Below are 24,541 nucleotides of genomic sequence, written 5' to 3' on the forward strand. Positions count from 1 at the left end.
GAACCCCGCCGCCCGGCAAGCGGACGGCGGGGTCGGTGGGGGCGGGCAGCGGGGTCAGGCGCCGCTTCCGGGGGCGAAGACCGACAGGGAGACCGAGGACGCGTTCCCGGACACCGGCACCTCGCCGGCCGTCCACGCCACCTTCAGGTGGTCGTGCTCGTCGGGCGGGGTGATCAGCAGCGCGGCGGGCGTCGCCGTCCGTGCACCGCTGACCTCCGGGTTGGAGAAGGTCAGTCCCGCCCAGGCGCGCTGCCCCGGCTTCAGCGTCACCGTCGCGGGCGTGCCGGAGGAACGCCTGGGGTCCGGGCCGAGCTGTTCTCCGGAGGCGTTCACGAAGGCGGCTCCGGGGAAGCCGCGCACGGTGCAGGTGCGGGAGGACTTGTTGGTGAGCACGACCGGGAAGTTCTCCTGGCCGGCGCCCGGGTTGTTGCCGCCCACCGCGGCGCTCAGCTCGGAGGTGCGGCAGCGGGATCCGCCGTCCGTGGACGGCGGGGTGGGGGAGGACACACCGCCGGTGGCGGACTCGCTGTTCGTCCGCACGGGCGGCGGCGTCGCGGCCCCCGCGGGCGTGTCTCCGGTCGCGCCGCCGTCCGTCGTCGGGCTGCCGGTCGCGGGCGCCGCCGTGCCCGAGACCTTCTGCGGGCTGCTCTGGCCGCCGGTCTCGTTGCCGCAGGCGGCCAGGAGGCCCAGGACGGCGACGGCGGCCACGAGGACCGCCGCCCGGTGTGGGGTCTGGGACGTGTACGCCATGTCTGTCAACACTCCTGGGGTCTACGGGGCATGCGCCGGATGCGTGCCCGGGGCGCCGAGCGCCGTCATCACACTCCGATGCACGGGCCGCGGAAAAGGTTCGCCGCCTGCAGTCATTCTTCCCCGGCCCGCCGCGCTTGCCGCCGTCCTCTCAGGTGACCCGGAGCGAGCGGAGTATCCCGTCGGCCGCGTCCGCGCCCCCGTGCTCGCGGATCTGCACGTACACCTGGGGCTGCGTCTTACCGGCCGCCGAGGACAGGGCGGCCTCCGTGACCGAGCCGCCGCCGGAGCATTTGTCCCAGGTCCGGATCCGGCCCTTCCACCGCGCGTCGGAGAAGGCACGGCTGCCGGCGTAGTGACAGCCGATGTGGGTGAGGGCGTCCACCTCGGACGCCACCTCGCCGTGCTCGCTCAGGCCGATGAACACCCCGTTCACCGGGGCCGACAGGTTCTGCCAGCGGGACAGGTCGTCGGCGACGGCCAGCCCCGGTTCCCGCGCGGAGTCCAGGCCGAGCGCCTGCGGGTCCCAGCCGGAGTCGCGCAGCCGTCGGGCCCAGGCCGCGGGAACGTCCGTCACGATCCGGCCGGTGGCGTCCTTGACCTGCACCGTGTCCGGCGCCGACTGCCGGTTCACCAGCGTGACGGCGAGGGCCGCGACGCCGGCCGCGAGGACCGCGGCGCCGGCCAGCCCGAAGACGCCGGCCCGCTTCCTGACCACGGCGGGCGGTTTGCCCGGCACCGGCACCGGCACGGAGGGACGTGCCGCCAGCCGGTCCAACTGCTCCGCGAAGGCCAGCGCACTCTGCCAGCGCCGTTCCGGGTCCGGTTCCAGCGCGCGCATCAGGGCCCGCCCGACCTCCTCGTCGAGGTCCGGCCGCAGCTGCTCGGGCGGTACCACCTGGCCCGGTGCGGCCGGCACCGTGGCCGTCACCAGCTCGTAGCCGACCGCGCCGAGACTGTAGACGTCGGCGCGCGCATCGATGCCCGCGCCCATCTCGGCCTGCTCGGGCGGCTGGTACCCGGCCGACCCGGCGGCCTGGGTCAGCCCCGATCCCTGCGCCAGGTACTTGGCCAGCCCCAGGTCGGCCAGCAGCACCCGGCGGCTGCCGTCGGACGCGGTGCGCAGCAGCACATTGCTCGGCTTGATGTCGCGGTGCACGATCCCCGCCTCGTGCAGCGCCGCCGCGCCGCGCGCCGCCAGTGCCGTCAGCCGCAGTGCCTGCGGCACCGGGAGCGGACCCGCGGCCGTGAGATCGGCCAGGGTGCCCGCGTCCGCGTACTCCATCACGAAGTACGGTCTGCCGTCGGGCAGTTCACCGATGTCGTAGACCTGCACGACTCGTTTGGAGTCGGCCCGGCGCAGCAGCCGGGCCTCGGAGAGGAACCGGTCGTGCACGTCGAGCCGGTGCGACCAGTTGTCGGCGAGGACTTTCACCGCGACCGGGGCGTCGAGCTGGTCGTCGTGGGCTAGCCACACGGTGCCGAAGGCACCGGTGCCCAGGCGTCGTTCCAGAAGATAGCGGCCGATCCGTTCGCGGGGTTGCATAGGACTATCATGCCTTCCTTGAGATCGACTTCTAGGGGGGCCTCCCGTGCACGACCCGATGCTGACCGAAGACCTCGCCCGGCTCGCCGCCGCCGGCGATCAGGCGGCCCTTGACCGGCTGCTGGCCGAGGTCCGGCCGGAAGTCGTCCGGCGCTGCGGGCGCTTCCTGCCGTGCCGGGAGGACGCGGAGGAGGCCGCGCAGGACGTCCTTCTGCAAGTCGCCCGCAAAATCTCCACCTTCGAGGGCCGCAGCCGCTTCAGCACCTGGCTGTTCACGGTCGTCTCCAACTGCGCCCGGCAGAAGTATCGCGAGCTCAAGCGCCGGGCCGCCGAGCAGCCCGCCGTCATCGAGCCGATGGAACGGGTGGACCCCCGCACCACCAGTGTCATCGCCGGCTCCCGGCTGGACCTGCTGGAGGCGCTGGACCGGCTGGAGCGCGAGCGCCCCGACCTGGTCGCGCCGCTGGTCTTCCGCGACATCTGCCAGCTGGAGTACGCCGAGATCGCCGAGCGCATCGGCATCCCGCTCGGCACGCTCAAGTCCCGGCTGCACGAGGCGCGCAAGCAGGTACGTCCCTGGCTCATCGCCTGATCGTCCATCGGTTGATCGTTTGAGCCCTGGGCCGGGTGCCCCGGGTCGGGCGGCCGTCAGTCCTCCTCGGTCAGTGCCAGCTCCGCCCAGATCGTCCTGCCCTCGGCCGTGTGCCGGCTGCCCCAGCGCTGGGTGAGCTGGGCGACCAGGAGCAGCCCCCGGCCGCCCTCGTCCCAGGTCTTGGCACGCCTCAGGTGCGGTGCCGTGTGACTGGCGTCCGACACCTCGCAGGTCAGGTGGTGCGCGCCCTGGACCAGCCGCAGCCGGATGGGGTGCGCGCCGTACCGGATGGCGTTGGTGACCAGCTCGCTCACCACCAGCTCCGCGGTGAACACGATCCCGCTCAGCCCCCAGGCGTTCAGCTGCTCCACGACCTTCTTGCGGATCGGTGCCACCAGGGCCGGGTTCACCGGGATGTCCCACGCGGCCACCTGGGAGGCGGGCAGTCCGCGGGTGCGCGCCAGCAGCAGGGCCACGTCGTCCGGGGCGCCGTCCGGCGGGAGCAGGCACCGCAGGATCCGGTCGCAGGTCTCGTCCACGGAGTCCACGGAGCCGGTGCCGTCCCTGCGCGGCGCCAGAGCGTCGAGCAGCAGCCGCTGGGCAGTGCCGGAGTCCCGGTCCCGGTTCTCGATCAGACCGTTCGTGTACAGCGCGAGCAGGCTGCCGTCGGGCAGTTTCACCTCGGCCGATTCGAACGGCAGCCCGCCCACGCCCAGAGGCGGCCCGGCGGGCAGGTCCAGTTGGCGAGGGGTGCCGCCGGGCGGCACCAGCATCGGCGGAGGATGCCCGGCGCGGGCCAGGGTGCAGCGCCGCGACACCGGGTCGTAGACGGCGTACAGACAGGTCGCGCCGACCGCGCCGGGGCCGGCGTCGCCACCCGCCTCGTCCCCCTCCTCGGACAGCCGGACCACCAGGTCGTCGAGATGGGTGAGCAACTCGTCGGCGCCAGATCGATGTTGGCGAGGGTCCGCACGGCGGTGCGCAGCCGTCCCATGGTGGCCGATGCCTGGATGCCGTGGCCGACGACGTCTCCGACGGCCATGGCGACCCGCATCCCGGACAGCGGGATGACGTCGAACCAGTCACCGCCCACCCCGGCGCGGGCCGCGGGCAGATAGCGGTACGCGGTCTGTACGACCGCCGTGCGCGGCAGTGCTCGGGGCAGCAGGCTGTGCTGCAGGGCGAGGGCGGTCTCGCGTTCGCGGCGGTAGCGGCGGGCGTTGTCGATGCAGACCGCGGCCCGGGCGGTGATCTCCTCGGCCAGCAGGGCGTCGTCGGGGGTGAACGGACCAGGACCGCGGTGCCGGGTGAGGACCGCGACCCCGAGGGTCAGCCCGCGGGCCTGGATCGGCACGGCCATCATGGACTGGACGCCGTGCTCCTGGGACCACGGGGCGCGCGCCTGGTCCAGGGCCGGCCACCGGGACATCCGGTCGGACGGCAGCGAGCCCACTACCGCGCGGCCCGAGACGAGTGAGTCGGCCTGGGCGGTGCATGCCGCGTAGACGGTGACCTGGCCGGGGCCGGTCAGGTCGGGGTCGTCGGGCAGCACGGAGCGATGCGCGATGCGGCGCAGCGTGACCGGCGCGGTGACCGGCGGGACGATCTCGCCGCCGTGGTCGTGCCGGTCCACCAGGTCGATGGTGACGGAGTCGGTGAACGCGGGTACGCACACAGCCGCCAGTTCCGCTGCCGTCCGGGTGACGTCCAGAGTGCTGCCGATGCGCATGCTCGCCTCGTTGACCAGTTGCAGCCGCTCCCGGGCGAGGTAGTTGTCGGTGAAGTCGTGGGCGGCCACCGACACGCCCCGCACCCGCCCGTCGGCGTCGCGGACGGGGGCCATCCGGACCTGCCAGGCGTGCGCCCGGTTCGCGCCGCCGCCGCGTGCGTGGGCCTGCACGTTGCGGGGCCGCTCGGTGGTGAGCACGTCGAGGAGGGTGTTCTCCAGGTCGTCGCTCTCCGGATCGCCGCCGATCTCGGACAGCCGCAGGCCCCGCAGGCGCGCTTCGGGCAGGCCGATCACCTTGGCCATGGCGTCGTTCATCCAGCACAGCCGCAGCCGGTCGTCGTAGACCGCGATGGCGCACGGGGACTGGTCGAGCGCCGCGCCGGTCAGCGGGCGGCGTCGGCGGCGCCGGCGAGTGATGTGACGACGAGCCACTCGCCGGGCCGGCCGCCGCGCGGCGGCCGGTGGTGGGTGAGCAGCCAGACCGACACCGTGCGGCCGTCCCGGTGGCGCAGGTCGACCGTGCCGTGCCAGCGGGTACCGGCCGGCGCGGCCGGGACGCCGTCACCGGCCAGCAGCCGGGCGGCGCGGCCCACGATGTCGGCCGCGGTGTGGCCGAGCAGTCGCCGGGCGCCTGCGTTCCACTCGGTCAGGGTGCCGTCGGCGCCGATGACCGCGAGGCCGACTCCGTCGCCGAGCAAGGGCGGTTGGCAGGGATCGGCCGCCGCCCGGACCTGCCGGACGGCAGCCGGCCCCGCGTCCGTCGCGGACCGGGGGCGGGCGGGGTCAGGCCTTCCCCCGCTCGACGGGTTCCCCCGGCCGCTCGTGCGCGGTCAGGGTGTGGCGGCGGTCCGGGCCCAGCCGTTGCCGCACCTCGGCGTACCCGCCGTTCGGCAGCCGCACGATCACGCCGGTCTCCCGGCCGTGCGTCACCAGTTCCCGGTCCCTGAGCTGCAACCCCAGGCAGATGCGCCGGGTGAGCACGAACACGGCCGCCGGTACGGCGACGACGCCGACCCTGATCGCCCAGGTCACCGCGTTGACCGACAGGTGCAGCCGGGTCGCTGCGACGTCGTTGCCGCCGCCCGCGAGCAGGACCAGATAGAGGCTGATCCAGGCCGCCCCGACGGCCGTGCGCACCGGCCGGTTGCGCGGGCGGTCCAGCAGGTGGTGCTCCCGGCCGTCGCCCGTGATCCGGCTCTCCAGGAACGGATAGACGCCGATGAACACCAGGAGCAGCGGGAAGACGACCACCGGGATCAGCACCCCGAGGGCCAGGGTGTGGCCCCACAGGTTGATCTCCCAGCCCGGCATGATCCGCACCAGCCCCTCGGCGAACCCCAGGTACCAGTCGGGCTGGGCGCCCGCGGAGACCTGGTCGGCGCGGAACGGACCGTACGCCCACACCGGGTTGACGGTCGCGACCGCCGCCAGCAGCGCGAGGAACCCGGACACCAGGAAGAAGAAGCCGCCTGCCTTCGCCAGGTACACCGGCAGGAACGGGGCGCCCACGACATTGCCCTCGGTGCGGCCGGGACCCGCGAACTGGGTGTGCTTGTGGTGCACGACCAGCAGCAGATGGGTGACCACCAGCGCCGCCATCACGCCTGGGATCAGCAGGACGTGCAGCGAGTAGAAACGGGCGACGATGTCATGGCCCGGGAACTCGCCGCCCAGCAGGAACATGGACAGATACGTGCCGACGATCGGCACGGACAGCAGGGCGCCGTTGACGAAGCGCAGTCCCGTCCCGGACAGCAGGTCGTCCGGGAGCGAGTAGCCGAACAGGCCCTCGAACAGCCCGAGGAACAGCAGCGCCCAGCCGAACAGCCAGTTCAACTCGCGCGGTCTGCGGAACGACCCGGTGAAGAAGTGCCGCATCATGTGCGTCAGCATCGCCGCGACGAACACGAGTGCCGCCCAGTGGTGCAGTTGCCGCACCAGCAGCCCGCCGCGCACGTCGAAGCTGATGTGCAGCGTGGAGGCGTACGCCTCGGACATCCGGATGCCGTTGAGCGGGACGTAACTGCCCTGGTACGTCATCTCGTTCATCGACGGGTGGAAGAAGAGGGTGAGGTAGACGCCCGTCAGGACCAGCACGACGAAGCTGTAGAGGCAGATCTCCCCGAGCAGGAACGACCAGTGGTCCGGGAAGACCTTCCGCAGGTACCGCCTGGCGAGGGTGTGGAGGCCGAGGCGGCCGTCGACCCAGTCGGCGACGCGCTCCGAGGAGGACGGCTGCCCCGGCCGCCGGTCGTCGCTCATGACTCCTCCTCGCGGACACGGTTGGGCTTCTCGGGGCCGGTCACGATGCGGACCCCGGACCCCCGGTCGGCGTCGGGCGTGCGGTCCATGACCGTCACGGCGTGGGCGGCGCCGCCGTCCCGGGACGTCCACGACAGGCAGGTCTCCGGCAGGACGTCCTCGGTGTCGGTGGCGCTGTCGAGCATGGGGTGGACGAGCCGGAACAGCGGCTCGCGGTGGGCGACGGACGGACCGGTGGCCTCGTCGGCCGGAACGTCGGCCGACCGGACGGTGGAGTGACCGGCTGGGTTCTGCGTCATGCGTGTGCCTCCCCGATGGCGCGCTCACTACTGCGAGGCATTCGAGGACCGTGAATGTGACGTCGCGGAGCGGAAAGTGACGTACGTCTCACCGGCGTGGTGCTGCTTGTCCTCAGCGGGGCGCTTCTCGGCGGCGGTTCTCACCGGTGTTGTGCTGCATGCGCCGCGGCCGTCCGGCAGACAGGTCCCGGCCGGGGTGGCGGCGCGCCGGTGCGCCGCCCCTGTGGGGCTCAGGACGCGTCGTGGAACACCAGGCCCAGTGTGTGCCGGCGGCCGGAGCGCACGGTGCTCACGCCGTGCCGCATCGATCCGGCCGACCAGCCGCGCCGGGTCCGCACCGGCCGGTCCCGGGGATTCCGGTTACGGGTCTGCTGTGCGGACGGGCCCGGCACCGGCGGAGGTCGGACCTGGTGCTCCCCCTTCGTGGGTACCGCGATAGATAGCGCTTGACCTGCGGATATTTACCGCTGAGTACCCGAGCGGTACCGTGAGGTCATGCCAGCTCTCAATGTGGAGTTCAGCGAACGGGAGCTAGAGGATCTGCGGCAGATCGCCAAGGAGCGGGGGACGTCGATGAAGGCGCTCGTACGCGAGGCGGCCGCCGCCGACATTGCCCGGCACCGGGCGCTGCAGGAGGGCGCCGAGGCGTTCCGGAGCTTCTTCGCCGCCCACGCGGCCGAGTTCGCCGCCGCGTTCCCGGACGACGAACCGCCGGCCAAGGGCGTGGGACGGGCCGCCTGAACCGATGCCGCCCGTCATCCATGTCGATGTGCCCTGGCTGCTTCAGCGCCACGAGGAAGTACTGCCGGACCAGCCCACGGTCGCCGACTTCTCGGCGCTGGTCGCCGCCGTCGCCCGGCACCGGGTGGACCCGCCCAGGCTCGGTGCGGACTCCGACCCGGCCTGGCGGGCCGCCGCTCTGCTGCACACCCTCGCCCTGCTCAGGCCACTGCCGTCGGCCAACGCCCGGTTCGCCTGCGCCGCGGCGGTCGCCTACATGTTCGCCAGCTGCGTCGGCATCGACCCGCCCGACGGCGCTCTCGTCGACCTCGCCCGCGACCTGATGTCGGGGAAGACGGACGTGTACGGCGCGGCCGACCGGCTCCGCTCCTGGCAGCTGTGAGCCCGGCGCACCGGTGACCCGGAGCAGCGGTGACCGGGTGACCCGGTAGAACCCGGACGGGGACCGCCGGGCGGCAGCGGCCGGGGGGAATCGGCCCCCGGCCGCCGGCCCCCCGCCCCGGGCCGCCGACCGCGGGCGGGAGGAACGGGGTCGGCGGCCGGTTCACGCGGGAGAGCCGCCGTCCCGCGCGGGGCCTTCCAGGAGGGCCGGATTCCAGTGGACCACCCGGCCGGGTGCGCCGGGAGCGTGCGTGCCGGACCGTTGCGTGCACACGCTTCACACGGGGTGCACGCACATGCCCGAACGCGGTGCCCGGCGTCAAGATCCCTTGTCCGCGGGGTTTCTGACTTTCCTTCAAGGGGGCCGGCACAGCGACGCCGCGTCAGTCCGGCTCCGTCGGCGGACGGCGGATCACGTGCTCGACGCTGGGCCGCGGAGCGGTCCGCCGAGTGCGGAAGGCGTGCACCACGGGCACGAGTGGCCGGCTCCGTCGCGGGCGTCCGGCAGGGCCGGCGCGTCGGGCGAGGCGTCCGTGGTGGTCTGCGAGGGGACGAAGAGGGGCCGCCGTCTCCCTGTGGACGGCGGCCCCTCGGCCGGTGGCTCCGCTCAGCGGCTCCGCGGAACCCGTACGGTCGTCACATGTGCACCACGGGCGCGGCGCCGGGGACCTGCTGCGGCGCACCGCGGCGGAAGAGGAGCAGCGCGATCAGCGCACCCACCGCGAAGAGACCCGCGGACCACCAGAAGGCGGTGGTGTAGCTCTCGATCGTCGCCTGTGCCTGGACCACCTTGCTGGTGGCGTCCCGGCCGGCCAGGTAGTCGCTGGCCGCGCTCGCGGCGAGCGTGTTCAGCAGCGCCGTGCCGACCGAACCGCCCACCTGCTGCATGGCGTTGACGGTCGCGGAGGCGACGCCTGCGTCCTCGGCGGCGACCCCGCCCGTGGCCAGCTGCATCGCGGGGGGCATGACCAGGCCGAGGCCCACGCCGATCACGATCAGCTGCGGCAGTACGGCGGTGGAGTAGGCCGAGCCGATCCCGATGCCGGTCAGCCAGGCCATGCCCGCGGCGGCGACGGCGAAGCCCAGCGAGATGACGGTCTTGGGGCCGACCCTGGGCAGCAGCACCGTGGTGCCGAGCTGGGCGGTCACCATCAGGGCGCCGACCATCGGCAGGAACGCCACACCGGTCCTCGTCGGGCTGAAACCGAGGTTGAGCTGCAGGTAGTAGGTGAGGAAGAGGAACACGCCGAACATGCCCGCGCCGCTGATCAGCACCGAGATGTACGAGGCGGCCCGGCCGCGATCCAGCAGGATGCGCAGGGGCAGCAGCGGGTGCTCGGCGCGGGTCTGCCACCAGCCGAACGCGGCCAGCAGCACGGTTCCCGCGATCAGGAAGCCCCAGGTCAGCGGCGAATCCCAGTCGTGCGTCTCGGCGTTGGAGAAGCCGTAGACCAGAGAGAAGAGACCGGCGGCGACCAGGATCGTGCCCGGCACGTCGAGCTTGGAGCCCGCGCCGTCGCGGTGGTTGGTCAGCAGCACCGAACCGCCGATGAAGGCGACCACGGCGATGGCCACGTTGACGTACAGCGTCCAGCGCCAGTCGAGCGCGTCCGTGAGGATGCCGCCGAGCAGCAGTCCCACCGCACCGCCCGCGCCGGCGATGGCGCCGTACACGCTGAACGCCCGCGCCCGCTCCCGGGCGTCGGTGAACGTGGTGTTGAGCAGTGACAGCGCGGCGGGCGCGAGCAGGGCGCCGAAGGCACCCTGCAGGGCGCGGGCGATGACCAGCATGGTGAAGCCGTTCGCCGCGCCGCCCAGCGCGGAGACGGCGGCGAACCCGACGACGCCGACGAGGAAGGCCGGCTTGCGGCCGAACAGGTCGGCTATGCGCCCGCCGAGCAGCAGCAGTGAGGCGAAGGCGAGGGCGTACGCGGTGACGATCCACTGCCGGTTGCCGTCCGAGAAACCGAGATCCGCCTGCGCGGACGGCAGAGCGATGTTCACGATCGTGGCGTCGAGCACCACCATCAGCTGCGCGACGGCGATGATCGCGAGGATCCACCAGCGCCGGGGCGAGGGGGGTGCCGCGGACGGTGCCTCCACGGCACCCGCGAGGGCGTCGTCGGGCAGGGTCTTCTGAGGCATGGGAGAGCCGCTCCAGGGAAGTCGTTCCGGGTTTGACGAACAGAAGTTGAACGAAACTGTTTCGTACGCATTGAGGCTAGACCATCGTGAGCGAAACGGCAACGTTTCGATGAGGTGGGTGAAGTTTCGTATTCCTTGACAGGCATATAACTCTGGAGGCATATTGCTGCCATGTCCGACACCGTGCTCTGGTCCGCTCTCGCCGACCCTCATCGCCGGGCCATCGTCGCGCTCCTCCTGGAGCGCCCGCGGGCCGTCGGGGAGATCGTGGAGGCGTGCGGTCTGAGCCAGCCCAGCACCTCCAAGCACCTCAAGGTGCTCCGGGAGGTGGGACTGGTGCGGGTCCGGCAGGAGGCACAGCGTCGCGTCTACGCCCTCGACCCGGCTCCGATGGCCGCACTCGACACCTGGCTCGCGCCCTACCGCAGGCTGTGGAACGCCGGCCTGGACGCTCTTGGGCGCCGCCTCGACGAGACGTCGGACGACCGCACGCGACCCTCCGCCCCGAAGGACTGATCCACCATGCAGGCCGAACTCACCGGAACCTATGTGACCTTGGACGACGGCCGCTCCGCCGTCTGTTTCAGCCGCGTCTACGACCACCCCGTCGACCGCGTCTGGCGGTTCGTGACCGACCCGGACGAACTCGCCCAGTGGTTCCCCTCGCGCGCCGAGATCGACCTGCGGCCCGGCGGCACGGTCCGGTTCGAGGGCGACCCGAACCTGCCGGAGCCGACCGGCCGGGTGCTCGCCGTCGACCCGCCCCGCCACCTCTCCTTCGACTGGGGCGGCGACGAACTCCACTTCGACCTGGAGGAGGTCGACGGCCGGCGCACCCGCTTCACCCTCACCGACGTCCTCGCCGCCGAGAACACCGCCGCCCGCAACGGGGCGGGTTGGGAGGTGTGCCTCACCGCCCTGGACGCGCTGGCCCGCGGCGGGACCTTCACCGGCTCGCACGCCGGCATCAGTGCGCCCTGGAAGGAGTTCTACGCCGGCTACCGCGCGGCTGGGGTCCCCTCCGGCGCACCCGTGCCCGGACTCGACTGAACTGTCACGCCAGTTGCCGCCGCACCAACTCGTGCAGCCGGCCCCCGGTGTCGGCGAGCAGTTCCGCGGGCGGGCCCTGCTGGATGATCCGGCCGTCCTCCATCACGATGATCCGGTCCGCGTCCAGCACCGTCGACAGCCGGTGGGCGATGACGACACGCGTGGCGTCGAGCGCCCGCGTGCTCTCGATGACCGTGCGCTGGGTGTCGTTGTCCAGGGCGCTGGTCGCCTCGTCGAAGAACAGGATGCGGGGCCGCCGGATCAGCGCCTGGGCGATCATCAGGCGCTGCCGCTGCCCGCCGGAGACCGCGCCGCCGCCGGAGACGATCGTGTGCAGGCCCATCGGCATCCGCTTGATGTCCTCGGCGAGGCCCGCCAGTTCGGCCGCCGCCATCGCCTCCTCGGGCGTGTACGCCTCGGTCCCGCAGATGACGTCCAGGATCGACCCGGTGAACGGCTGGGCGTGCTGGAGCACCACTCCGCACTGGCGGCGCACGGCCGACTGGTCGAGCGCCGCCAGGTCCTGCCCGTCGTACAGGACACTGCCCGAAAGCGGCCGGTCGAATCCGATCAGCAGCCGCAGCAGGGTCGACTTGCCGCAGCCGCTGGGGCCGACGACCGCCACGAACTCGCCCGGACGCACCTCGAACGACACGTCGTCCAGGACGAGCGGTCCGTCGTCGGTGTACCGGAACGACAGCCGGCGGACCCCCACCGCACCCGACAGCGGACCGGGCCGGGTGTTCGCCGTGCGGACCTCCGGCGTCGCCTCCAGCACCGGCCGGATCTCCTCGAACAGCGGCCAGGCCGCCACCGCAGAGACGAACGAGCCGGTCAGCTGGGTGACCGAGGTGAGCAGCATGGTCACCGAGGTGTTGAAGGTGAGGAACGCCGCCGCCGACATGCTGCCCCGGGCCGGACCCGCCAGCAGCATGAACATCAGCAGGGTGCACACCGGCAGGTACACCGAACCCAGCACCGTGGTCAGGTTCTTGATCCGGCCCACGCGCTGCTGGAGTTCACGGCTGCGCGCGAACTCGCCCGCCCAGGCGGCGTAGGCGTAGTTCTCGGCCGCGGCCACCCGGAGCTTCGGCAGGCCGCGCAGCGTCTGGAACGCCTGGTTGTTCAGCTTGTTGCCGAGCACCGTCAGCCGCCGCTGCCAGCGCACCTGCCACAGCCCCAGGCCCAGGAACACGGCCGCGACGACCACTAGCATGCCCAGCGCGGCCAGCGCCATCGGCGCGCCGTACCAGAACAGCAGCGCCAGGTTCATCGCGCCCACGGTCCCCGACTGGGCGACCACCGGGCCGACACCCGCGAGTATCCGCCGCATGGCGCTGACACCCATGGCGGCACTGGCCAGTTCGCCCGTCGAGCGCCGGGTGAAGAACCCGGTCGGCAGACGCAGCAACCGGTCCCAGACGGCCGGTTGGAGCGTCGCCTCGATACGGCCCTCCAGCCGGAGGACGGTCAGGTTCTGCAGCAGTGTGAACGCGGCCGCCACCACGCCGCTGATCATGACGGCCAGACAGACCTGCACGATCAGCCCCTGCTGGGCCTTGGGCACGTACTCGCCGAGCACCCTGCCGGTCGCGACCGGCACGAGCGCGCCGATCGCGACCGTCACCAGGCCGGACAGCAGCAGCGCCAGCAGGTCGCCGCGGGTGCCGCGGGTGGTGAACCGCAGCAGGCCGAGCGGGCCGGGCATCCGGTCGGGCAGCGGGCGGTAGAACATCACCGCGCGCGGCTCGAACTCCTCGGCGTTGGCCTTCTCCACCGGAGTCTCCCGGCCGGTCGCCGGATGCACGGCCGCATAGCCGCCGCGCCGCCACAGCAGCGCCACCGGCGCCCCGGACAGCGCCCGGTGCCCGACCAGCGGCCCCACGTCGTCCCGCCACCAGCGGCCGGTCAGCCGCACCGCCCGGGTGCGCACCCGGGAGGCGAGGGCCACCCGCTCGACCGGGTCGAGCCGGTCGTCCCCGGTGCCTGACCGCGGCGGCTCGGCGAGCGTGATCCCGGCGGCCCGGGCGACCAGTTTGCAGGCGGCAAAGGTGGCATCGGCGTCGGCGGCCGTGGCAGGCTTCGCCGACGCCCGGCCGATGGAGGCGAGCAGGGTGCGGTCCGCCTGGGCCCGGGCCGCCTCACCCGCCTTGATCCCGGCGGCCGTGCGCGTCTCGTGGGTGCGCTCCAGCTGTTCGATCCAGCGGTCCAGCGCGGTCAGCAGCCGGTACTGCTGATCGACCATGCCCTGCCACAGCGCCGGGTCCATCAGCAGGTCGTCCGCGGCCTCCGTGCCGTACACCGACCCGTACTGCACACTGCCCGGCGGCACCTGCATCCAGAAGACGTCCTCGTCGTCCCCCGTCCCCGCCTGCGCCCGCACGGGGGTACCCCCGTCCTCGGCCGCCCGCTCGGTCGCCAGCGGCGCCTGGAACAGCACGGACAGACCGCGGCCGACCCCCAGGGCGAGGCCGTACTCCAGCGGGCTCGACGTCGGCGGCACGTACTGGGGGGTGCCGTACTCGTCGTACGACCAACTGTGCGTGTGCGGCTCCTGGTACAGCTCGCGCAGCCCGATGCGGCGCACCACACAGTCCCGCAGCGGGCGGGCCACCAGGGTGTGCCGGGCGCCCGTCACCGGGCCGAGTAGCAGCGCGCCCGCCTCCAGCCGGCCGAGGTGGTGCCAGTGGCCCTGCTGCTCGGCTTCCACCGCGAACAGGTCCAGGGCACCGGCCGCGACCAGCCACAGCGTCTGCGGGCCCGCCAGGTCCAGTCGGCCGAAGCCGCCGCAGTCGATCGGCGTGCCCAGCGCGCCGAGCGCGCCGAGGACCAGGTCGCCGCCGTACGCGTCCGTCATCTCACCGCTCCCTGACCAGCGCGGCGTACGCCCCGCCGCGGGCCACCAGGTCGTCGTGGCGCCCGCGTTCGACGATCGTGCCGTGCTGGAGCATCACGATCTCGTCGCTGTCACGCACGGTGCTGAGCCGGTGCGCGATCACCACGCAGGCACAGCCCCGCCGCCGCAGGTTGTCCATCACGGTCAGCTCCGTCTCCGCGTCCAGCGCGCTCGTCACCTCGTCGAGCACCAGCACACTGGGCCGGCGCACCAGAGCCCGCGCGATCTCCAGACGCTGCCGCTGACCGCCGGAGAAGTTGCGGCCGTCCTGCTCGACCCTGCTGTGGATGCCGCCCGGCCGACGCGCCACCACGTCGTCCAGGGCGGCGTCGCGCAGCGCCTCCACCACGGCCTCGTCCGGGACCGACGGGTCCCACAGCGCGATGTTGTCGCGGACCGTGCCCTCGAAGAGGAACACGTCCTGGTCGACGAAGGAGACGGACGCGGCGAGCGAACCACGCGGAATGCCGTCGAGGCGCTGCCCGTCGATGCGGATCACCCCCTCCCACGGGGTGTACAGGCCGGCGATCAGCCGGGAGACCGTCGACTTGCCGCTGCCCGAACCGCCCACCAGGGCGACCTGCCGGCCGGGGCCGACGGTCAGGTCGAAACCGGTGAGCAGGGGCTTGTCGAGCGGGCTGTAGCCGAAGGAGATGTTCTCCAGCTCCACATGGCCGTGCAGGCGGCGGGCCGGCTCGCCCGCGCCGGGACGGTCGTACACCGGGTCGGCGCGGAAGTTCTCCACGTCCTTCAGCCGGGCGACGTCCGCCGCGAAGTCCTGGATGCGTCCGGCCACCCCGTTGAGCCGGGTCAGCGGGGCGGTGAAGCGGGTCACCAGGGCCTGGAAGGCGACCAGCAGACCGACCGAGATATGGCCCTCCACCGCGCGCAGGCCGCCGATCCACAGGATGAGCGCGCTGTTGAACGTGGCCAGCGTCGGCGCGACCACGCCCAGCCAGGCGCCCGGCACGCCGAGCCGTTGCTGCTCCTCCAGAGTGGTCGCGTGCTGCCCGGCCCACTTGCGGAAGTAGCCGTCCTCGCCGCCGGTCGCCTTCATCGTCTCGATCAACTGCAGGCCGGTGTACGAGGTGTTGGTGAGCCGGGCGGTATCCGCCCGCAGCTTCGCCGTGCGGGTCGCGCGCAGCCGCACCACCCACCGCATCGCCACGATGTTGAGCAGCGCCACGCCGACGCCGACGAACGTCAGCTGCGGGTCGTACGTGTACAGCAGCCCCGCGTACAGCACGACCACGATCGCGTCCACGCCCGCCGTCGCCAGGTCCCGGGCCAGCGTCTCGGCGACCTGGTCGTTGGACTGCAGCCGCTGCACCAGGTCGGCCGGGCTGCGCTGGGCGAAGAACGTCACCGGCAGCCGCAGCAGATGGCGCAGGAAGCGGGCGCTGGACAGGGTCGAGGAGATGATCCGGCCGTGCAGCAGGTTGGCCTGCTGGAGCCAGGTCAGCATCAGCGTGAGCAGTACGCAGGTGCCCATCGACGCGAACAGCACGCCGAGCAGCGAGGTCTGTCCGCCGATGAGGAACATGTCGATGTACGTCCGGCTGAGCGCGGGCAGCGCCGCGCCCACCGCCACCAGCAGCAGACTGGCCAGCACCGCCGCCGGCAGGGTGCCCGCGGTGCCGCGCAGCCGGGCCGGCATCGCGCCGAGGATCCCCGGCCTGCGCCCGCCCCGGGCGAATCCTTCGCCGGGCTCCAGCACCAGGACGACCCCGGTGAAGCTGCCGTCGAACTCCTCCATGGGCACGAACCGGCGGCCCTTGCCCGGGTCGTTGATGTACACGCCGCGCCGGCCGAACCGGCGGCCCATGCCGTCGTAGACGACGTAGTGGTTGAACTCCCAGAACAGGATGGCCGGTGCCGCCACCTCGGCGAGCGCGGCCAGGTCCATCTGCATGCCCTTGGCGGTCAGCCCGAACCCGCGGGCCGCCTTCAGCAGGTTGCTGGCGCGTGAGCCGTCGCGGGAGACCCCGCAGGCGATGCGCAGTTCCTCCAGCGGGATGTGCCGGCCGTAGTGGCCGAGCACCATGGCGAGCGCGGCGGCGCCGCACTCGACGGCCTCCATCTGCAGCACGGTCGGCGTGCGGACGGCCTTGCGCGCGGCCTTGGGGACCGGCCGCTTGGCCGGAGCGGCGCGTCGTCGGCCGCGGGTTTCCTGAGCGGTGGTCACGGCAGCAGCCAATCGACGGGACGCTGGTCGGCCAGCCGGATCGAACCGGTGGCCAGGGTCATCGAGTCCAGGGCGTACGGCGGGCCGTCCGCCGAGGACCAGTGGTAGCCGCTCCTGGTCGCCGACGACGCGTCCAGCCGCACCAGCACGGCCACCGGCCGCCCGTCCTTGGTGAACTGCTCACCCAGCTGGCCGTCGCCGAGGAACGCCGCGATCGACTGCGCGGACTGGGCGGTGCGGTCCACCGACTTCACATGGCCGCGCAGCACGCCGTACTCCTGGGTGGACACCGACGACACGGTCAGGTCGACGGGGGCGTTCGCGGGGATGGCGGTGGCGTTCTCGGCGGGCACGTACACCGTCGCGTACAGCGGGTCCGAGGCGTGTGCGATCTTCTCCACCGCGGCGACGTCGGCACCGGTCTGGATGATCTGCCCGATGGTCGCGGCGAGCGTGGTGATCCGGCCGGAGGCGACCGTGCGCACGACCGATTCGTCCTGACCGGTGCGGACCTTCAGGACGGGGGAGTCGGCGGGCAGCCGCTGGCCCTGCCGGGCGAGTACGGCGGTGACCTGGCCCGAGACCGGACTCTGCAGGATGTAACTGCCCTGTCCGTGCGTGAGGATGGCGGGTGCGCCGACCGTGGAGGCGACCGATCCGGTCACCGCCCACACGGCGGCGGCCGCTACCACGAGGACCGTGACCAGGAGCGCGAGCCAGCCCTGCGGACGGGCGAGACGCACCGGAAGGTCCAGTTCCTCGGGTGACTGGAGCTTGGCGAGGGCCTGTTGGCGGAACTGCACGGAACTTCCCTCACCTGCGGAGAGACGCTGGCACGGCGGACATGGAACACCGCGGAGCCCCGGGGCCGCAGGACGGCTCCGGGACTCCGCGTCAACGAGGTGCGATCAGAGACCGGACACCAGGCCGGTGACCGGCTGGGTGTTCAGGCCGGTGAGGCCCTCGACGGTGCCGACGGTGGTGCCGACCAGACCGGAGACCGGGAGAACGTTGTCCGCCAGGCCGGTGGCGGTGGCGACGACGCCACCGATCAGGCCGCCGGAGACGTTGTCCAGGTCGGCGTCGGAGATCTCAGCGGTCTGGACCTGGGGGGTGGAGTTCATGATGGAACTTCCCTTCGTATGGGTATTCATAAGGGGGAGAGCGGCCCCCTCTGGGGACGGCCGCGACCGCGGACGCCGGGCGCTCGTTTCCGGGAGCCCTGCACGTCCTTCGCGGTGCGATGGATCAAAGCACGCGGGCTGCTCGCCCTTCCAATCAATCACCGTCCCCACCTGGGCACTTGGGTCACCTAGGGGCTCGTCCGGTGCAGGAGCGGGCACGGCTTGCCAGCGACTCCTTCACATGCCGCACGGCATCGGTGCGGCCGAACTCTTGCCCTCGCGTGGCCGAATCCGGCACTCCGCGCCAAAGGCACGGCAGGGGGCGCGCGGTTGTGCAGATCCGCGGGCCACCGTGACCCGCTTGGGCAATCGATGTGCAGATTCCCTGAACGGGGGAAGTTGCCGATCGAAAGGGAACGGATGGTCACTGATCCGCATCTGAGCGTGTTGATGGCGGGATCGGGTGCGTCGGTTCCGACGACGGACGGGTCGTGTCGGACGCCCCGCCCGGGCGCGTCGGCCCGTGCGGGCTGTCGCTCCACAGCTGCTTCGTCCGTGTCGCCCGTGTGGCCCGGTTCGGTTTGTGCCGGCTCGTATCGATTCGTGGGAGCGCGTTTCAGCCCAGCAGCGCGTACACCGTGCTCGCGCGGGCGGCGAGCGAGCCGGAGTCCGCGTCGGTCATCGTGATGTCCGCGAACGCCATCCGCCGCCCGATCTTGGTGAGCACCGCCTCCAGCAGGACGTCCGAACCCGTCACCGCCCGCTGGAAGGACGTCGACTGCTGCACCGTCGTCATCGGGACGAAGGCGCCGCGCGCCGCGGAGACGGCGATCACGGTCGCGGTGTCGGCGGCGGCCATCAGCGCCTGTCCCGACAGCCCGCCGCCCTCCCGGGACAGCCGCTCGGACCAGGGCAGGCGCAGGACGGCACGGTCCTCGCCCAGCGCCTCGACCGACAACCCGAGTTCGCGCACCCAGGGGGCGAAATTGGCGGAGAGGATCTTGTCGGCTTCGGCCGTGGTCATCGTCATACGGGGGATTGTTCCCGAGCACGCACGACGACACGCGAGACGGGCGGATCCGCCGCGGCGCGCGGCCGTCGGCCGACGCGGTGGAACACGCGGACGGCTCGGGCCGTCCGCACCCGCGTGCCGAAGGGGCCGGGATGAGCCGGCGGGGGCGGGCCGGCGGTAGACGGTGCACGCCCGGATCGGCGGGGGTGCGGGCCCGGTCGCGTCGCGTGCGGGACGCGAGTCGCGGGACCGGGTCGCGGGTCCGGGGGGTCGGGGGTCCCGGGGGGTCGCGGCTCGGGGGTCAGCTTTCCTGCCGCGCCCGCAGCAGGAGCACCGCCACGTCGTCGGCCCGCTCGTGCGAAGCCACACAGTGCCGTACCACCTCGTCCGCCACGAACTCCAGCGGCTGATCGCCCGCCGCCGCCAGCAGCCCGCTCAGGTCCGCCAGGGCGTCCTCGATGTCGACTCCGGGCGCTTCGATCAGTCCGTCGGTGTAGAGGGCCAGCAGTGAACCGCGGGTGAGACCGACCTCCGTACAGGGATACGTCGCCGCCGCGTCGATCCCGAGCAGCGGGCCGCCGGCCAGGTCCAGCACCCGCACCCGGCCGTCCGGCCGTCTCAGCAGCGGCGGCGGATGCCCCGCCCGGGCCATCACGGCCCGTTCCCGCGCCGGGTCCAGACGCAGATACAGACAACTCGCGAACAGTTCGGCCCCGAGGTCGATGACCAGCCGGTTGGTGCTGCTCATGACCTCCGCCGGCGGCTGGCCCCCGGTCGTGAACGCACGCACCCCGGTACGGATCTGCCCCATCAGCCCGGCTGCGGTCACGTTGTGCCCCTGGACGTCCCCGATCACCGCCGCCGGGAGCGGCCGGGTCGGCACCAGGTCGTAGAAGTCGCCGCCGATCTCCATGCCCTGGGTGGCCGGCAGATAACGGGCGGCCGCCTCGATGCCGGGCAGCCGGACCAGCGAGTGCGGCAGCAGCGCCGCTTGCAGTCCGTGCGCGAGTTGGTGTTTGGCGTCGTAGAGCCGGGCCCGCTCCAGGGCCTGCGCGATCAGCCCGCCCAGGCTGGTCAGGACGGCTCGCTCGCTCGCCGGGAAGACATGCGGCTGCGTGTAGGCGAGCACACAGGTGCCCACCGGCCGCCCCGAGGCGATCAACGGCAGAAAGGCCCAGGCGGCGAAGCCGTCCGGAGTCTCGTGCCGGCCCGGGTAAAGGTGCTCCAACTGCTGCCGGGATTCGAAGAAGGCCGGCACCCCGGTTCTGAGGACGTGCGCTCCCGGGGTGCGTTTCGTCAGCGGCACGCCGTCGAACTGGTCGGCGGCACGCGGATCCGGGTAGCCGCGCTGCCCCAGCACGTGCAGCCGTCCGGCATGGGAACCGAGGACGATCACGCCCTGGCTGCCCACGGCCGGGCAGACCTCGTCCGCGACGAACTGCACCACGTCCTGCACGCCGATCGCCTCGGTCAGCGCGCCCGCCAGGCTCAGCACCTGCGAGATGGTCACCAGCCGGGACGGCTTCTCGTCGCGCGGCGTGCGCTGCTCCAGCTCCGCCACCGCTCGGGCCTTGCCGATGAACACGGTCAGCCCTGTCGTGCTCGGGTAGAGGCGGAAGGACAGCCAGTCGCCCGGTGGACGCAGCGCCACGAACGAGGTGGGGCGCTGGCTGAGCAGCGCGGCCCGGTAGCGGTCCTCGTAGACGGGATCGTTCAGCCACGGCACCGAGGCCCACAGCCGGGCGCCGGTCAGACCGTCGGCGCAGGTGCCCAGCAGGTCGGCCGCCACGGCGTTGGCGAAGCCCACCTGGCCGTGCAGGTCCAGCGACACGAGCCCGTACGGCAGCCGGGCCACCATCCGGGCCGCTTCGACCGAGCCCAGCGTGCTCGCCACGTTCGGCTCCGGCACCGCCAGCAGGTCGGGCTCGTGCTGCGTGGGGCGGTTCTCCCGCGCGGCCCGCTCCAGCCGTGCCGCGAGCAGCCGGCAGGCCCGGGTCAGATGCTCCCCCTCGTGGCCGGCCGGCTCCGGCGGGTGCGTTCCCGGCCAGGTCACGAACAACGCGCCGTAGGTGGCGTCGGCGGTCGCCAGCGGCAGCGCGGCCAGGGAGAAGGCATAGGGGAGGACCACGGCGACGCGCGGATAGCGGCGTGCCATCTCCTCCTCGCCGCCCACCCAGACGAGCCGGCCCTCGCGCACCGCCTCGGACACCGGAAGCGGCGCGCTCAGCCCGATCCGCTCCCACGGCGCGAGGAACGCCCGGGGCAGCCCCGCCATCACCGCCATTTCGAGCACCGGCTCGTCGGAAGCCATCAGATAGACCGCGCCGGAGTGGGCCTGGACGTGCTCCATCATCGAGGCCAGCGACAGCGACAGCAGCGGGCGGCCGGACCACACGTCGGTCGATGCCGGGGCCGGCGGGGGTGTCTGCCTTTCGGACACTGCGGCCGCCTCCTCACGCCACGCGGCACACCGCGCATTCCGGGGTCAGGGCTCCCTCGCTGCGGCGCCCGGCGCAGGGTGGAAGCCGCCCCCGGCACCCGCTCCCGAGCTGGTGGAGATCGACGAGTACCCCGGCTCCGCGGCCCCATGCCCGCCGGCCGCCGCAGCCGAAGGCCGCGCGGCCACTCACGCCGCTCCCTTGCCGTACGCGTCTGCGAGCCGCCCACGCCGCCCGCGCCCCTCCGGTCACGGGGCGCGGGACACCGGTCGGCGCACGGACGGTCTCCGCACGCCGGTGACCGTCCGTGCGGCGCGCGCCGCACGGAAGCACCGTAGGAAACTCGTGTCCGCGGCTCCATGGAACGGTCACAGGGGCTGCGCGGACGCCCCATAAGCGCTGTAATGGCGGACGTGGTCACTGACGGCGCGGCGCTGCGCGGAACGAGGAGGGAGCGTGCCGAAACCGCCCTCGAAGCGCTAGCCGCCGACCCCCGGACCGCCCACCGGACCCACCGCGTGCTCGAACAGGCGCTGGTCCTCGCCGGTGCGGCGTTCGCCGGCCTGTACACCCTCAGTGACGACGGCACCGTGCTGTGCCTCACCGAGTCGGCGGGGCTGCCGCACACGATGTACGGACTGCGCGACACCCACTCCGTCTCCGGCCGGTCCCCGGCCGCCGAGGCGCACCGCACCGGGCGCCCGCAGTGGCTCGGCCCCGGGGAACCGGCCGACTCGCCCGAGGCACGCCGCCGCGCCACGTCCCCGGACGTCAGCCTGGCCGTCCTCCCGGTACGCGACGGCGTCGGCCTGCTGCTCGCCGTGACCGAGGCCCCCGGCGGCTTCGACCGCGAGGACCGCGCCTGCCTGGAACTGCTCGCCGCCGCGACCACCACGCCCGTCCCGGCCACGCCGGGGGAGACCGGGGACCTGCCCGCCGACGCCTTCAGCCTGGCCATGGACACCGGCCGGGTCGAGGTCGGCGAGGGCATCCTGGAGCTGTTCCGGATCGACCGGAACGCGTTCGACGGCCGGATCGAGACGCTGCTCGCCCTGACCGTGCCCGAGGATCTGCCCTCGCTGATGTCCGCCGTCGAGGCCGACCCCCTGTCCCTCGGCGAACGCGAGCTGGAGTACCGCATCCTGCAGCCCTCCGGCCCGCCGAAGTGGCTGCGGCTGCGCGGCCGGCTGTGGCCCGCGGGCGAAGGCCGTCCGGCCCGGCTCGTCGGCACCGTCGCGGACGCCTCCACGTTCCGCTCCGATCTCACCGACGTGGCCCGGGTGCAGCGGCTGGCCGCGTCCCTCGCCGCCGCGGGCACCGTCAAGGACGTCAGCCAGGCCGTGGTGGCGGCGCTGCGCACACCGCTGCAGGCCGACCGGATCGCCCTCGCCGAGCTGGAGAACGACCGGCTCGTGGTCACCGTCCTCGACCCGCCCGAGCCCGACGCCTGGCCCGAGCTGTGGCGCACGGAGTGGCGCACCGAGTGGCCCGACGCACCGGTGCGCTCCATGCCCACCCTCGCCGCGGCCCTGGGCGAGGGCCGTGCCCGGGTCTGGCCCGCCGGCTCCGACCTGGAACCCGCGCTCGCCGAGGTCGGGCCCGGCGGCCTGGCCGTGCTGCCGCTGCCCGCCGACGGCCGGATGACCGGTGCCTGCGTCATCGGCTGGGACCGCCCGCACGACTTCGGACCCGACGAGGGCGCCCTGCTCACCGCCTGCGCGGGCCTGGCCGGACACGCCCTGATGCGGGTCCGCGCCTTCGACGCCGAGCACGAACTGGTCGGCATGCTCCAGCGCGCGGTGCTGCCCCGCCGCCTGCCCCGGCTGCCCGGCGCGGTCGCCGTCGCCCGCTACCTGCCGACCACCGTCGGCCTGGAGGTGGGCGGCGACTGGTACGACGTGATCCCGCTGACCGACAACCACGTGGCCCTCGTCATCGGCGACGTCCAGGGCCACAACGCCGGCGCCGCCACCCTCATGGGCCAGATGCGCACCGCGCTGCGCGCCTACGCGGCCGAGGGCCACCCGCCGGACGTCGTCGTCTCGCACGCCAACCGGCTGCTGCTGGAGATGGAGACCGACCTCTTCGCCACCTGCTGCTACGTCGATGTCGACCTGGAGGAGGGCTCGGCCTGGTTCGTGCGCGCCGGTCACGTGCCGCCGGTGCTGCGCCACCCGGACGGCGGCACACAGGTGCTGGAGGTGGCGGGCGGCCCGCCGCTCGGTGTGGTGGCCCAGGCGGAGTTCCCGATGACCCCGGTGCGGCTGCGGCCGGGCAGCCTGCTCGCGCTGACCACCGACGGCCTGGTGGAGTCCGCCGAGACCGACATCGACGCGGGGCTGGCCCGGCTCGCCCGGGAGCTGGGCGCCGCCGACCCGGCCCGTCCGGGCTCCGTCGCCGACGCCCTGCTCGCCGGCGCCCACCGCGACGACGACGTGGCCCTGCTGCTGATGCGCTACGACGGCATGGCCGTGCGCCCGCTGCGGGAGAGCTGGACGGTGTGGCGGGTGCCGGAGGCCGCGCGGCACGCCCGGCGCTTCACCAGGCGCACCCTGCGCTCCTGGGGGCTGCCCACGGACGCCGTGGACGCCGTCCTGCTCGTCGTCTCCGAACTGGTCACCAACGCCCTCGTGCACACCGGCGGCCCGGTCCGGCTCGGCCTCACACTGGTCGGCACCCGCTGCCGGGTCGCCGTGGCCGACACCTCGCCGCGCACCCCCGTCAAGCCCACCAGCCTCGGCTGGGAGGCAACGGGCGGCCGGGGCATCCTGCTGGTGGAGGCCGTGTCGTCGGCGTGGGGGACGGTCCCGGCGGGCGGCGGCAAGCAGGTGTGGGCCGACGTCATGATCGGCGACTGACCGCCACACGGGTACGGGTAGGGGCCCCGCCCGGCAGGTCGCGGGTGTGGCGCGCGAGCCGTGCCTAGGGTCCTTGCCGTGTCGCACACCTTCGAAGAACTCGTCGCCAAACGGCGCGCTGCCGATGCCGCCCACGCCCAGGTGGAGGGATTGCGGGAGACCTATGGGCCCCCGGCGGAGGCCCAGTTGACCCCAACCCAGGCGGACACCTACGAGACGGCCGTGCGCGCCTGGCGCGACCTGGCCCGGGACCTGCGGACCGCGCTGAGCGAGCACGCCCGGGACGAGGGCCGGTCCCTGAGCGAGATCGAGGACGAGGTGCAGCGTGCCGTGGCCGAACCGGAGGACGACTGAAGGTGTCGCCCCAGTGACGGAAGCCGTACGCGCTGCTGGATCACCCTCTCCCGAAAATCTGCCGTAGTACACAGGACGTACTTTCTTAGAGGATGTCTCATGTGGTGAGTTTCGCGAGCTTCTTGTAGCAGGTGAGGGCGGCTGCGAGGCCGAGGAAGGCGAGGAAGTGGGAGCCTTTT

General features: G+C 73.0%; 18 protein-coding genes and 2 pseudogenes. 7 read left to right on the forward strand and 13 right to left on the reverse strand.

All coding sequences use genetic code 11. The features are described 5' to 3' along the window. Positions 1-54 precede the first annotated feature (54 nt). Positions 55-750 (reverse strand): DUF4232 domain-containing protein, encoded by a 696-nt coding sequence (locus ACFYPJ_RS27845; RefSeq protein ID WP_389022673.1) that lies wholly within the window; start codon positions 748-750, stop codon positions 55-57. A 151-nt stretch (positions 751-901) separates the two neighbouring features. Then, positions 902-2,296: a serine/threonine-protein kinase gene (locus ACFYPJ_RS27850; protein ID WP_389022676.1), complete on the reverse strand. Its 1,395-nt coding sequence runs from the start codon at positions 2,294-2,296 to the stop codon at positions 902-904. Between the two features lie 58 nt (positions 2,297-2,354). On the opposite strand from ACFYPJ_RS27850, the gene ACFYPJ_RS27855 reads away from it, so the two are divergent. Then, entirely contained in the window at positions 2,355-2,888 is a 534-nt protein-coding gene (locus ACFYPJ_RS27855) for an RNA polymerase sigma factor (RefSeq protein WP_389022736.1), read from the forward strand. Between the two features lie 56 nt (positions 2,889-2,944). Here the strand turns inward: ACFYPJ_RS27855 and ACFYPJ_RS27860 are convergent. The 4 genes and pseudogenes from ACFYPJ_RS27860 to ACFYPJ_RS27875 form a co-directional block, all read right to left on the reverse strand. After that, positions 2,945-5,315 (reverse strand): annotated as a pseudogene (locus ACFYPJ_RS27860) (SpoIIE family protein phosphatase). Between the two features lie 85 nt (positions 5,316-5,400). Further along, complete coding sequence (locus ACFYPJ_RS27865; RefSeq protein ID WP_389022679.1) at positions 5,401-6,879, reverse strand: cytochrome bc complex cytochrome b subunit; 1,479 nt, start codon at positions 6,877-6,879, stop codon at positions 5,401-5,403. After that, on the reverse strand, positions 6,876-7,178 hold the full coding sequence (locus ACFYPJ_RS27870; protein ID WP_389022682.1) for a hypothetical protein: 303 nt from the start codon (positions 7,176-7,178) through the stop codon (positions 6,876-6,878). Before ACFYPJ_RS27870 ends, ACFYPJ_RS27865 begins: the two co-directional genes overlap by 4 nt. A 230-nt stretch (positions 7,179-7,408) precedes the next feature. Then, a pseudogene (locus ACFYPJ_RS27875) lies at positions 7,409-7,528 on the reverse strand (2OG-Fe(II) oxygenase); the annotation flags it as partial. A gap of 145 nt (positions 7,529-7,673) precedes the next feature. Here ACFYPJ_RS27875 and ACFYPJ_RS27880 point away from each other — a divergent pair. Then, on the forward strand, positions 7,674-7,919 hold the full coding sequence (locus ACFYPJ_RS27880) for a hypothetical protein (protein ID WP_389022685.1): 246 nt from the start codon (positions 7,674-7,676) through the stop codon (positions 7,917-7,919). A 4-nt stretch (positions 7,920-7,923) separates the two neighbouring features. Further along, positions 7,924-8,301, forward strand: coding sequence for a toxin Doc (locus ACFYPJ_RS27885; RefSeq protein ID WP_389022688.1), 378 nt, complete (start codon positions 7,924-7,926; stop codon positions 8,299-8,301). Between the two features lie 635 nt (positions 8,302-8,936). On the opposite strand, the gene ACFYPJ_RS27890 is transcribed toward ACFYPJ_RS27885, so the two are convergent. Continuing rightward, a complete protein-coding gene (locus ACFYPJ_RS27890; RefSeq protein WP_389022691.1) occupies positions 8,937-10,445 on the reverse strand; it encodes an MFS transporter in 1,509 nt (502 codons plus the stop codon). 171 nt (positions 10,446-10,616) lie between these two features. Here ACFYPJ_RS27890 and ACFYPJ_RS27895 point away from each other — a divergent pair, with 171 nt between their 5' ends. After that, a complete protein-coding gene (locus ACFYPJ_RS27895) occupies positions 10,617-10,961 on the forward strand; it encodes an ArsR/SmtB family transcription factor (protein ID WP_389022693.1) in 345 nt (114 codons plus the stop codon). A gap of 6 nt (positions 10,962-10,967) precedes the next feature. Continuing rightward, positions 10,968-11,495, forward strand: a complete 528-nt coding sequence (locus ACFYPJ_RS27900; RefSeq protein ID WP_389022696.1) for an SRPBCC family protein — start codon at positions 10,968-10,970, stop codon at positions 11,493-11,495. A gap of 4 nt (positions 11,496-11,499) precedes the next feature. Here the strand turns inward: ACFYPJ_RS27900 and ACFYPJ_RS27905 are convergent, their stop codons facing one another. The 6 genes from ACFYPJ_RS27905 to ACFYPJ_RS27930 form a co-directional block, all read right to left on the reverse strand. After that, entirely contained in the window at positions 11,500-14,352 is a 2,853-nt protein-coding gene (locus ACFYPJ_RS27905) for an NHLP bacteriocin export ABC transporter permease/ATPase subunit (protein WP_389022698.1), read from the reverse strand. Between the two features lies 1 nt (position 14,353). Beyond that, entirely contained in the window at positions 14,354-16,576 is a 2,223-nt protein-coding gene (locus ACFYPJ_RS27910; protein ID WP_389022701.1) for an NHLP family bacteriocin export ABC transporter peptidase/permease/ATPase subunit, read from the reverse strand. After that, the gene (locus tag ACFYPJ_RS27915) at positions 16,573-17,379 is read right to left on the reverse strand and encodes an HlyD family efflux transporter periplasmic adaptor subunit (protein ID WP_389022703.1); all 807 of its coding nucleotides are present in this window, start codon (positions 17,377-17,379) and stop codon (positions 16,573-16,575) included. Before ACFYPJ_RS27915 ends, ACFYPJ_RS27910 begins: the two co-directional genes overlap by 4 nt. A gap of 105 nt (positions 17,380-17,484) precedes the next feature. After that, positions 17,485-17,700, reverse strand: a complete 216-nt coding sequence (locus ACFYPJ_RS27920) for a type A2 lantipeptide (protein ID WP_389022706.1) — start codon at positions 17,698-17,700, stop codon at positions 17,485-17,487. 616 nt (positions 17,701-18,316) lie between these two features. After that, entirely contained in the window at positions 18,317-18,730 is a 414-nt protein-coding gene (locus ACFYPJ_RS27925) for a PaaI family thioesterase (RefSeq protein ID WP_389022709.1), read from the reverse strand. Between the two features lie 283 nt (positions 18,731-19,013). Next, a complete protein-coding gene (locus ACFYPJ_RS27930; RefSeq protein ID WP_389022712.1) occupies positions 19,014-21,152 on the reverse strand; it encodes a SpoIIE family protein phosphatase in 2,139 nt (712 codons plus the stop codon). 402 nt (positions 21,153-21,554) lie between these two features. Here ACFYPJ_RS27930 and ACFYPJ_RS27935 point away from each other — a divergent pair, with 402 nt between their 5' ends. Both ACFYPJ_RS27935 and ACFYPJ_RS27940 read left to right on the forward strand, forming a co-directional pair. After that, a complete protein-coding gene (locus tag ACFYPJ_RS27935; protein ID WP_389022715.1) occupies positions 21,555-24,008 on the forward strand; it encodes a SpoIIE family protein phosphatase in 2,454 nt (817 codons plus the stop codon). A gap of 78 nt (positions 24,009-24,086) precedes the next feature. Then, positions 24,087-24,362 carry a hypothetical protein gene (locus tag ACFYPJ_RS27940; RefSeq protein ID WP_389022718.1) on the forward strand — a complete coding sequence of 92 codons (276 nt, stop codon included), beginning with the start codon at positions 24,087-24,089 and terminating at the stop codon, positions 24,360-24,362. Positions 24,363-24,541 lie beyond the last annotated feature (179 nt).

Origin of the sequence: Streptomyces sp. NPDC006012 (assembly GCF_042871185.1) — a bacterium.
In the GTDB taxonomy this organism is placed as follows: domain Bacteria; phylum Actinomycetota; class Actinomycetes; order Streptomycetales; family Streptomycetaceae; genus Streptomyces.

Coding starts and splice junctions, on each gene's coding strand:
- ACFYPJ_RS27845 (WP_389022673.1), bottom strand. CDS start 750: ATGGCGTACACGTCCCAGACCCCACACCGGGCGGCGGTCCTCGTGGCC.
- ACFYPJ_RS27935 (WP_389022715.1), top strand. CDS start 21,555: ATGGCGGACGTGGTCACTGACGGCGCGGCGCTGCGCGGAACGAGGAGG.
- ACFYPJ_RS27895 (WP_389022693.1), top strand. CDS start 10,617: ATGTCCGACACCGTGCTCTGGTCCGCTCTCGCCGACCCTCATCGCCGG.
- ACFYPJ_RS27855 (WP_389022736.1), top strand. CDS start 2,355: ATGCTGACCGAAGACCTCGCCCGGCTCGCCGCCGCCGGCGATCAGGCG.
- ACFYPJ_RS27885 (WP_389022688.1), top strand. CDS start 7,924: ATGCCGCCCGTCATCCATGTCGATGTGCCCTGGCTGCTTCAGCGCCAC.
- ACFYPJ_RS27870 (WP_389022682.1), bottom strand. CDS start 7,178: ATGACGCAGAACCCAGCCGGTCACTCCACCGTCCGGTCGGCCGACGTT.
- ACFYPJ_RS27850 (WP_389022676.1), bottom strand. CDS start 2,296: ATGCAACCCCGCGAACGGATCGGCCGCTATCTTCTGGAACGACGCCTG.
- ACFYPJ_RS27880 (WP_389022685.1), top strand. CDS start 7,674: ATGCCAGCTCTCAATGTGGAGTTCAGCGAACGGGAGCTAGAGGATCTG.
- ACFYPJ_RS27865 (WP_389022679.1), bottom strand. CDS start 6,879: ATGAGCGACGACCGGCGGCCGGGGCAGCCGTCCTCCTCGGAGCGCGTC.
- ACFYPJ_RS27905 (WP_389022698.1), bottom strand. CDS start 14,352: ATGACGGACGCGTACGGCGGCGACCTGGTCCTCGGCGCGCTCGGCGCG.
- ACFYPJ_RS27925 (WP_389022709.1), bottom strand. CDS start 18,730: ATGACGATGACCACGGCCGAAGCCGACAAGATCCTCTCCGCCAATTTC.
- ACFYPJ_RS27890 (WP_389022691.1), bottom strand. CDS start 10,445: ATGCCTCAGAAGACCCTGCCCGACGACGCCCTCGCGGGTGCCGTGGAG.
- ACFYPJ_RS27920 (WP_389022706.1), bottom strand. CDS start 17,700: ATGAACTCCACCCCCCAGGTCCAGACCGCTGAGATCTCCGACGCCGAC.
- ACFYPJ_RS27900 (WP_389022696.1), top strand. CDS start 10,968: ATGCAGGCCGAACTCACCGGAACCTATGTGACCTTGGACGACGGCCGC.